We start from the raw sequence: 11,192 nt of genomic DNA, 5'->3' as shown, positions 1-11,192 counted from the left end.
TAAAAAGAGAATCTAACTTTTGTTTAACTTAACAGATGTAGCTAATAGATATGGAAAACAACAAAAAAAATGCTTCATTTATTTCAATTGCTGGTTGGAAAAGAATGCAGCCATTTTCTTTTTTACTTTACGACGATTTTACTAATCAACAAAAATATGTTTAACTTTAAAAAACATGGTATGAAAAAAAACTATGTCACAACTGCTGTTGCCTTACTACTTTTAGCAGGATGTAGCAACGATATTAAAGAAACTGATATTCAGTTTACCGGTGATACGGGAGCGAAAGTTTCTTTTAGTGCAGTAATAAACAATCATGAGGCTAGCAATCTTGTTACAAGAGCTACGGAAACAAACTGGGAGGCGGAAGACTCGGTAGGAATCACTTGTGGTACGGAACAAGTGAATATTCATTACAAATACAAGGGCAATGGTCTTTTTGCAGCAAAAGGAGAAAATGCAGAAGAGATTTGGGTATTAGGTTCCGGAGAGTATGATGTAGTGGCATACGCTCCATTTTCTGGTACATCAGGTGAAGAACAACCTGTATTGGAAGTGACTACAGCCAGTGACAATCAAGCTACAGCAGAAGAACGTGCGAAGATAGATTTTCTTTTTGCTAAAGGGAAGGCTACATCACAAACCCCGAACGTGACATTAGCATTCAATCATGTGATGAGTCGTATTAGATTGGAGTTTCAAGCTGGCGAGGGTGTGGACTTAGCAGATATAACTTGCTATCTTATTGGGCTTAAGAATAATGGTACATTTAATCCTAAAACAGGGGAGACAACAGTCAGTGAAGACCCTGTTACGGACAAAGATGATATATATTGGGATAAAATAGGAGAGCAGGATAATTATACAGTACAAGCTATTTTACTGCCACAGAAGGTGCAAGGCAAAGTAACTATCCAAGCTAGAATGAACGGTTATCTTTATGAAGCCGAGTTTGCTAACTTGACAGAACTGAAATCAGGATTTTCTTATAATTATATCATCAAGACAAATAAATACGAGGACAATAATTATGTGTTGACGATTACAGAACAAACGCAAATAATAGGATGGGAGGATGAAAACCACGATCCTATAACATCCGACCCGAGTATAGCTGAAACTGGAACAGAGATAACCAATCCTAGTTGGAATATTACAGAAGAAACCGTAACTCCACAGCCTGTTGTGAAGTGATCTGTTTACCAATCTAATATAGATAAAAATGCTAAAAATATAAACATGAGATTTATGAAAATATATAATTATATATCAATGCTTTTTCTGGCTGGCGCAGCCGTAGTTGCGTCTTGCTCGCAAAATGAAGAACTGACCGGAGAAACCCCGGATTCTTTGCAGGGATTTCAGATTAGTGTGTCTGATGAAGGATTTATGGACGAAAGTGGTAAGACACGTGCTACAGAGAATGGATATACTACCCGATTTTCTAACGGAGATGCTATCGGTATATTTGCGGTAAGAGGAGAAACGGTGGTAGAGGATATCAAGAATCGGAAATTCACACTGACAGATGGCTATTGGGAATTGACTGATGGAGGGGATCCTATTGAATACAAAGGTTCACAATTTCAGCGGATGACTTTTTATGCATACTATCCGTATAATGCGAATGTGACTTTTGATCCGACGAAGGTGGATCCTTTTGAAACATACGTCAACAATTGGAAAATAGGCAGTGAACAAAATGAAGGAAATTATACACTATATGATTTGATGACCAGTACGGGTAGTGTTCAGGGGGATCGTTTGAAAGGGCAGATCGCTTTTACTATGCAACATCGGATGGCTCTTGCGGTAGTAAAGATGCCTAATTTGACCTATAGCTTTACAAATGGCGGTATAGATGATTATCTGTTACCTTTGGCTGCCGGTTCGTTTACAGTGAACAATACTCAAGCAACTCCTTATTATCAGGAAAGTACGGATACATACCGCTTTTTGGTTAACCCGAATAAGGAATTCTCCATAAAGGGTACTTATACAGGAGTAAGTGAAATGGAATACGAAGCTAAAGGTACTTTGGAAGGAGGAACGGCGAAGATGTATACCATCGAAGATAAGAGTAAGATTAACCATACTTTGCAGGTAGGGGATTATTTTTGTGCGGACGGAAAAATAGTTTCTGTAGATGCGGAAACGGTGCCGGAGAGTGTAATTGGTATTGTATGTTATGTAGGGAATATACAGCCTTCTGTGACGCACGAGGCATATACGGAAACGCAGGATGCTTTGCGCCGTGATCATCCGGGGTGTACTCATGGGTTAGTCGTTGCTATGAATTATGCTGAATATAACGACTCAAAAACTTCCGTATTTTCTCCGCAGTCAAGAGACTATTTTTATGGTAATTGGTTTAATAGTGACGATGACTGGACTGGCAAGTTTATTAATACTGATACAAAGACTACTGATGCTGAAGGTGTAGCAGCTCTGCCATTCTTGGGCTATAATCATACCGAACTAATGATAAACTCTCCTTCATGGGAAAATGCATGTCAAGCGGGTGTGAACTTTGTTCAAGCATATCGTACAAAAGTAGTCGTGCCTAACATTACTTCTGATTGGTTCCTTGCTTCATTGAAAGAATTAGACTTGTTGTTCCGGCTGAAATCAACAATTAATGCGAGGTTAAAAGCAGTAGGAGGAGATGAACTACTTGAAGGTTCTCGCCATTGGAGTAATGCAGAGCGAACTGGAAATACACAAATTGTATACCAACACAATTTTTCTACGGGAGTAATAAATGATAAACGACGTAATGAAGGCGCCGGCTATTTCCGTATGATGCTTGCATTCTAAAATAATGACGGTATATAAAGTCCGTTAAAATTATACTTATATCATGAACATATACATATATGAATAAGAAAAACTTTATAAAGGGGACAACCTTACCTGTCGCTCTGTTTTTCACTATAGCAACTTTTGCACCTGCATGGGGATTGCAAACAGCTTCGGCAGCCATCGAAGTTGTACAGCAGCAAAGTACTATAAAAGGAACAGTAGTAGATAGCCAAGGCGAACCGATAATTGGAGCAAGTGTACTTGCGGAAGGAACATCTAATGGTACAATTACCGATATTGACGGTGTATTTAGAATAAATGTACGTCCCGGTGCGAAATTGAAAGTATCTTTTATAGGTTATACCGATAAAAAAGTAGTAGCGAAAAATGACATGAAAGTCATTCTGGTAGAGGATGTGACAGCACTTGAAGAGGTGGAAATCGTAGCTTATGGTACGCAGAAGAAAGTGACCATGACAGGAGCTATCGCTAGTGTGAAGGGAGAAGAATTGACCCGTGTATCTGTAGGTTCGGTTTCCAATGTATTAGGAGGGCAGATGACAGGTTTGACTACCGTACAATATTCCGGTGAGCCGGGAGCGGATGCCGCTGAAATTTTTATTCGTGGTAAAGCTACTTGGGAAAATTCTTCACCGTTAATTCAGGTAGACGGTGTGGATCGTGAAAGTATGAGTGATATCGACCCGAATGAAATTGAATCCATTTCTATCTTGAAAGATGCTTCGGCAACAGCCGTATTTGGTATTCGTGGAGCAAATGGGGTCATTTTGATTACAACTAAACGAGGAAAGGAAGGAAAGGCGAAAATTTCGTTTACTACTTCTGCTTCTGTATTGATGCCTACAAAAATGGTAGAACAGGCAAGTTCCTATGACTATGCCCGTTTTCATAATCAAATGATGTCCGGTGATGGCAAATCTGCCTTATTTAGTGATGGCGTGATTCAAAAATTTGCAGATGGTTCCGATCCTATTCGTTTCCCAAATATACAATGGGCTGACTATATTATGAAAAGCTCTACGCTTCAGAGCCAGCATAATCTGAACATCTCGGGAGGAACAGATAAAGTACGTTATTTCATCTCTGCAGGTGCTTATACGCAAGGAGGACTTTTTAGTGAGTTTGATCTTCCTTATAATTTAAGCTATCAGTACCGTCGGTTTAACTATCGTACAAACTTGGATATGGATGTCACTAAAACGACTACTTTGTCATTCAATATTAGTGGTAATGTGAATAATTCAGATCAACCGCGTACGAGTCAGGGATCTTCCGGATTGATTAAAAATATGTATTATGCTACTCCTTTCTCCAGTCCGGGAATCATAGACGGAAAATTAGTAAATTCGAGCGATGAGACTTATTCGGACGGGCTGAAATTACCATTTACAGGAGGCACAGGTATGGGATATTATGGAAATGGATTCAGCCAAACCAGTAACAATTCGCTGAATGTAGATGTGATTCTGGATCAAAAAATGGACTTTTTGACTAAAGGACTTTCTTTTAAAGTGAAAGGATCTTATAACAGCTCATTTACAGTTAATAAAGTAGGTTCTGGTGGGTCTATTGCTACATACACTCCTGTATTGATGGATGACGGTAGTATTGCTTATCGTAAGTTTGGAGAGAATACAGATGTGAAGTATTCGTATACTACAGGCAAAGCGCGTAATTGGTATATGGAAGCTAGCTTTAATTATAATCGTACTTTTGGTGATCATACAGTGACAGCTTTATTCTTATATAATCAACAGAAAGAATATTATCCGAAAGTATATTCGGACATTCCTCATGGATATGTCGGATTAGTCGGACGTGTCACTTATGATTGGAAGAGTCGCTATATGGCAGAGTTTAATGTGGGTTATAACGGTTCGGAAAACTTTGCGTCCGATTTGCGCTTTTCTTATTTCCCGGCTGGTTCTATAGGTTGGGTGATGAGTGAAGAGAAGTTTTTCCGTCCTTTGAAGTCGGTAGTTAGCTTTTTGAAATTACGTGCCAGTGTCGGTTTAGTAGGTAACGATAATATTGGGGGATCGCGATTTATGTATATGGCTGATCCATATAATGTCGGTTTAGGTGATTTGGCGAATCGTGTAACAGCAAGTGGAGGAGCGACTAACGCTTGGGGATATGGATTCGGTACAGATAATGGTACTGTTAGTCTAGGGGCACGTGAGGTAGCTAAGAATAATGCTGCTGTGACATGGGAAAAAGCTCTGAAACGGAACTATGGTGTTGATATTAACTTCCTTGATGACCGTCTGAAAACAACCTTTGAATATTATAAAGAACGTCGTAATGACATCCTTTTGCGTGACGGTACAGCTCCGGGAATGTTAGGGTTCATTACTCCCTATTCAAATTTAGGAAGTGTAGACAGTTGGGGCTGGGAACTTTCTTTAAAATGGAACGATAAGATTGGCGATAATTTCCGTTATTGGGCGGGTATTAACCTTTCTTATAATCAGAATGAGATTCTTGAAAAGAAGGAAGCCCCGCAGAATAATTTATATCAATATCAGAAGGGACACCGTATCGGTTCGCGTAGTCAATATGTTTTCTGGCGCTTCTATGATGAGGATACACCTGCGCTATATGAGCAGACATTTAATCGTCCGTTCCCCACTCACGAGAGTATTCTTCAAAATGGAGATGCAGTATATGTTGACTTGAATGGTGACCGTAAGATTGATGCAAATGATGCAAGTTATGACTATGGCTTTACAGACGATCCTGAATATATGCTAGGTATTAATTTAGGATTCAGTTGGAAGAATTTGGAAATAAGTACTCAATGGACAGGGGCCTGGAATGTAAGTCGTATGATTTCGGATGTATTTCGTCAACCGTTTTATTCATCTTCCAATAGCGAGCAGGGAGGATTGTTGGCATACCATTTAGATCATACATGGACACCGGAAAATCCGTCACAATCTTCGGAGTATCCGAGAGCTACCATTGATAATGCAAAGAATAATTATGCTACTTCCACTTTATATGAGAAAGATGCCAAATACTTGCGTTTGAAAACTCTTCAGGTGGCATACAATTTTCACTTCCCATTAATGAAGAAACTTGGACTGAATACATGTCAGTTGGCTTTTGCAGGATATAATTTGTGGACTATTACACCTTATTTGTGGGGTGATCCGGAGGCAAGAGCTACTAATGCACCTTCTTATCCATTGTCCAAGACTTATACGTTGAGCTTGAAATTAGGATTCTAAAATAGATAAAGGAAAGATACAATGAAATTACAAAATAAATGGTTCATCGGTGCAATGTTGGGAGCGGCGGTTTGTTTGGTTTCCACTTCATGTGTGGACGAAATTAAATTCGGAAACTCTTTTTTGGATAAGGCACCGGGCGGAAATGCTACTATTGACACAGTGTTCAATAGTGCGGAATATACGCGCCAATTTTTGAATACCTGTTACAGTAGACAGTATTACGGATTACCTTATAATACGGATAGTAACGGTAATATTCCTGATTCTTCCAGTCCTTATTTAGGAAAGAAGGATGCGCTAACAGACTGCTGGTCACTTTATTTTAGTGATGCGACTGTATATCAGCAGTATTATTTGGGTTCTCTCAATGCCAACTATGGCACGCGTGGTAATATTTTCCCATATACACGGGAAATGGTATGGGAAGTAGTGCGTTGGTGCTGGTTGCTAATGGAAAATATAGATAGAGTGCCGGGTATGGATAATGCTGAAAAAACTCAGTTGGTGGCAGAAGCTAAATGCTTGATTGCGGCGCGCTATTTTGATATGTTCCGTCATTATGGAGGTCTTCCATTGTTATATGCTTCATTCACTGGTACGGAGTCAGGTTATGAAATACCCCGTGCTACGGTAGAGGAGACTGTTAACTACATGATAAAGATGTTGGATGATGCTATCAATTCCGGCGGATTGGTGTGGGCTTATGCTGATGCCGATCTTGCTAGCAAGGCCGGACACTGGACAAAGGCCGGTGCGATGGCATTGAAATGCAAAATCTGGCAATTTGCCGCTTCTCCGTTATTTAACGATGTCAACGGATATGCAGGAGGAAACTCAGAGGCTGAACAGCAACGTCTGGTATGGTACGGCGGCTATCATGCGGAACTTTGGGATAACTGTTTGAAGGCTTGTGAAGCATTCTTTAAAGAGCTGGAGAGTCAAGGCGGGTATAGCCTGAATAAGGCTTCGGAAGAAACACCGGAACAGTATCGTCAGGCATATCGTATGGGGTATATTCGTCAGAACAGCAAGGAAGTCTTACATTCTGTTCGCACGAATATGTCGGACGCTTTCAATTCAAGTTCTTATATGTGGCATTCTTGGGCTGTTCCGTCACTTTGCCGTACTGAATATCCGCCTACACAGGAATATGTGGAGATGTTCCCATGGGCCGACGGCACTCCGTTTGACTGGAAAAAGGCGGAAACAGAAGGTAAGTTGGATGAAATGTTCTTGACCGGAACATTTAAAAATGGAGAACAACTATTGTCGGAAATCGTATTAACCCGTGACCCTCGTCTGTATGAGCATTGCATGGTGAATGGACTACCGAAGATGTTAGACTGGAGTGCCGGAACGATGTCCGGTTTACCTTATGAATTGTGGGTCGGAGGATACGATGAAGGACAAAATGCGGCACTTGAATCTGGTAACTATGCGACCGGTTATAAAAATATGAAATATTATTTGGGAACTGAGTACCAACGTCAGTATACGCACTGGGTTTATCTTCGCTTGTCTGATATTTATTTGACTTATGCGGAGGCTTTGCTTCAAGCTAAGAACGATCACCGGGGGGCTATTAACCAAATGAATATAGTACGTGCCCGCGTGGGATTGAAGAAAGATTTGGCGGAGTGTGTTACAGATAAGAATTTACTTTCTGACAAAGCTGCCTTATTGGAAGAATTGCTGTGTGAACGTGTTCGGGAATTGGGGCTTGAAGATAGCCGTTACTTTGATCTTGTCCGTTACAAACGTGCCGATCGTTTCGAGAAACGTCTGCATGGATTACTTGCCTATCGTTTGGATGATACCGGTAATCGCATGACAGGTAATACAAAATGGAATGAAGGAGATAAGAACAAAGGAGCATTGCAACCTACTCGATTTGAATATGAAAGGTTTGAATTATCTAAACCGGTTCGTCGTTGGTGGACATACGGATTTGATTCCAAATGGTATCTTTCTCCATTCCCGCAAACGGAAATAAACAAAGGGTATGGATTGATTCAGAATCCGGGTTGGTAATGTGAGACAACGAAACAGATTAAAACAATACTTGAATATTGATTTATATGAGAAAAAATAAGATTCTGATACTGGCTTTACTAGTTTGTTTGAGCATTCCGGTCAGAGCGCAGAATACAGACAACAACATTATAGGTATTGTTGTTGATAAATCGGGAAACCCAGTCTATGGAGCGTCCGTTAATGTGGAAGGTGGCGCAGTGGAGACCCGGGTTGAAACTGATAAAGATGGTAAATTTGAGATTGCGGTCGAGAAGGGACAACGCTTGAGTGTCTTTTCTGTCGACAAAGGCTCTACCACAGTTGTGGTAAAGGCTGATGGTCCGATGACTATTGTGATGGGATATGCAGCTCAGACTATTGATGTGGGAGCTAACCGGACATTCAATCGTCATGAATCAACAGCAGCTGTTTCTACCACCTATAATGAAGAGTTTAATAAGCGGTCTTCCCGGAATATATCCAATTCTTTATATGGATATGGATTGGGTCTTACTACTTTGCAGAATGCAGCTAGTACAGGTTTAATGGCAGATCCTACCTTTTATGTACGTGGTTTGCAGAGCTTGTCAAGTAGTACACCGCTTGTGCTGGTTGACGGTTTGGAACGAGACATGAGCTTGGTGAGTCCGGAAGAAGTAGAATCCGTGTCCATCCTGAAAGATGCTGCGGCTGTGGCATTGTACGGATACAAAGGAGTGAACGGTGCGATCTTGATTACGACGAAGCGTGGTAAGTACAAAACAAAAGAGATAACGTTTACGTATGATCACATCATTAACACTCAGTCTCGACGTCCGGAATTTGTAGATGCGGCTACGTATGCTTCTGCTGTGAATGAAGCGCGTGGATATGAAGGTTTGGGAGCTCGATATACTCCGGAAGAAGTCGACGCTTTCCGTAATGGAGTAGGCAGTGGAGGAGCTTCCCGTATGTACCCTTATCTCTATCCTAATGTGAACTGGATTGATGAAACCTTTAAAGACAGAGGAGTTTCTAATAAATACACGATCGAATTCCGTGGAGGAGGAACAAAGTTCCGCTACTATACTATGGCGAATTTATTAACAGACAAAGGGTTTATCAAGACCCCGAATGCAAATGACGGATATTCTACACAGAATATGTATTCACGTGCTAATTTGCGTACAAATCTGGATATTGATTTAACGGGCACTACCAAATTGAAGTTAAATCTTCTCGGAACATTATCCGAATCTCGGATTCCGGGGGCTTCGGTTAACTTATGGGATATGATTTATTCGATTCCTTCTGCAGCTTTTCCGGTTCGTACGGAAGATGGCAGTTGGGGAGGAAGTACCACTTGGGCGGGCACGTCGAATCCTGTCGCACAATCGCAGGGAGCTGCTTATTCTAAAGGACACTCTCGCAGTTTGTTTGCCGACCTTACCTTATCACAAGATTTGTCTGGTTTGCTGAAAGGATTGGGAGCTAACTTTCGTTTAGCTTATGATAACTATTCCAATATTTTAGAAGACCATAGCAAGACTTATACGTATGCCGGTTATGCAACAAGCTGGACAACTAACGGGCCGTTTTATACTGCCATTTCAGGTGGCGAATCCAGTGAAATGGGTTCGGGTGCGGGTATTGACAATTGGGCGCGTCAATTTAATTTTGCAGGTAGTGTAGATTATAATCGTTCATTCCAAAAGTGGGATGTGTATTCTCAATTGAAATGGGATTATGAATATCGTGATTCATACGGTCTGAACACTACTATTTATCGGCAAAATGTTTCTTGGTATAATCATGTAGGTTTCTCTAATCGCTATTATTTGGATCTGGCATTGGTTGGCTCGGCTTCCAGTTTATTGGCACCGGGACATAAATGGGCTTTTTCTCCTACCATTTCTGCTGCTTGGGTACTTTCGGAAGAAAAATGGTTGAAAGATGTGTCTTGGGTGAACTTCTTGAAATTGCGCGCTTCGTTTGGAGTGATCAATGTTGATTATCTGCCTAAAGACGGAAGTACTACCGTATATGACTATTGGGACCAGATTTATACGACTACCGGTACGCAATATAAGTTTAACAGTAGTTACGACTCTGAATTCGGAAGTACTATTATCGGTCGCTTGGCAACTGCTAATTCGACACATGAGAAAGCGTATAAATATAATGTTGGTGTTGATGCTATGTTGTTCAATGGATTGAATGTGACGGCAGAAGGCTATTATCAACGGAGAAAAGATATTTGGGTTTCTTCCGAGGGTAAATATACCGATGTACTGGGAGTTGATGCTCCGTTCGAGAATGCCGGAATCGTTGATAGTTATGGTATGGAACTAGGACTTAACTATACGAAAAGGTTAGGAGATGTAGTGTTTAATCTTGGCGGTAATTTTGCTTGGAATAAGAATGAAATTAAGGAACAACTGGAAGAACCGCGTTTGTATAAGAATCTTGTGCAAACAGGAAATCGGTTGGGCCAAGTATATGGAATGGTAGCTGAAGGTTTCTTCAAAGATAAAGAAGATATAGCAAACAGCCTTACACAAAACTTTACTACGGTAGTGCCGGGAGACATAAAATATAAAGATGTGAATGGAGACGGAATCATTGATGCTAATGATAAAACTGCTATTGGTTATAGTACGACAGCCCCGGAAATTTATTATTCTTTCCATTTGGGAGCCGAATGGAAAGGGATTGGGGTAGATGTAATGTTTCAGGGAACAGGTAACTATTCTGCTTTATTGAATACGAAGAGTATGTTTTGGCCATTGATAAATAATACGACACTTTCTACTCATTATTATGAGAATCGTTGGACACCGGAAAATCAAAATGCCAAATATCCTCGTTTGAGTTCACAGAGTAATGCCAATAACTATCAGGCTAATACGGTTTGGTTGGCAGACCGGTCATTCTTGAAGTTGCGTAATGCGGAGGTGTATTACAGATTCCCGAAAGAATTGATGAAGAAGACTAAGATATTGGGGAGTGCCAAGTTATATGTTAGAGGAACAGACTTGTTCTGTTCAGATCACATTGATGTGGCAGATCCGGAATGTTATGGTGTAGCGACTCCGCTGAATAAGAGTGTAGTAGTCGGTGTTACGATTGGTTTTTAATCAT

The 11,192-nt window shown here is 40.6% G+C and carries 5 protein-coding genes; all 5 read left to right on the top strand.

Going from position 1 to position 11,192, the window contains the following annotated elements; all coding sequences use genetic code 11:
* The first annotated feature begins 180 nt into the window (after nucleotides 1-180).
* Genes DW173_RS03720 through DW173_RS03700 form a run of 5 tightly spaced genes read left to right on the top strand, consistent with a single transcriptional unit; the run spans nucleotide 181 to nucleotide 11,188 of the window.
* Nucleotides 181-1,194 carry a fimbrillin family protein gene (locus tag DW173_RS03720; protein ID WP_157446471.1) on the top strand — a complete coding sequence of 338 codons (1,014 nt, stop codon included), beginning with the start codon at nucleotides 181-183 and terminating at the stop codon, nucleotides 1,192-1,194.
* Nucleotides 1,195-1,248: 54 nt separating this feature from the next.
* Nucleotides 1,249-2,817: a fimbrillin family protein gene (locus tag DW173_RS03715; protein WP_120143752.1), complete on the top strand. Its 1,569-nt coding sequence runs from the start codon at nucleotides 1,249-1,251 to the stop codon at nucleotides 2,815-2,817.
* Between the two features lie 59 nt (nucleotides 2,818-2,876).
* On the top strand, nucleotides 2,877-6,056 hold the full coding sequence (locus DW173_RS03710; protein ID WP_120143750.1) for a SusC/RagA family TonB-linked outer membrane protein: 3,180 nt from the start codon (nucleotides 2,877-2,879) through the stop codon (nucleotides 6,054-6,056).
* Nucleotides 6,057-6,077: 21 nt separating this feature from the next.
* Nucleotides 6,078-8,090, top strand: coding sequence for a RagB/SusD family nutrient uptake outer membrane protein (locus tag DW173_RS03705; protein ID WP_004312579.1), 2,013 nt, complete (start codon nucleotides 6,078-6,080; stop codon nucleotides 8,088-8,090).
* 47 nt (nucleotides 8,091-8,137) lie between these two features.
* Nucleotides 8,138-11,188 carry a SusC/RagA family TonB-linked outer membrane protein gene (locus DW173_RS03700; protein WP_015532403.1) on the top strand — a complete coding sequence of 1,017 codons (3,051 nt, stop codon included), beginning with the start codon at nucleotides 8,138-8,140 and terminating at the stop codon, nucleotides 11,186-11,188.
* The last annotated feature ends 4 nt before the right edge of the window (nucleotides 11,189-11,192 follow it).

Source organism: Bacteroides sp. AM16-13 (assembly GCF_003602705.1).
Lineage (GTDB): Bacteria > Bacteroidota > Bacteroidia > Bacteroidales > Bacteroidaceae > Bacteroides > Bacteroides xylanisolvens.
Note: the sequence above shows the minus strand (reverse complement) of the source record. Positions and strands in the feature narration are given on the sequence as shown.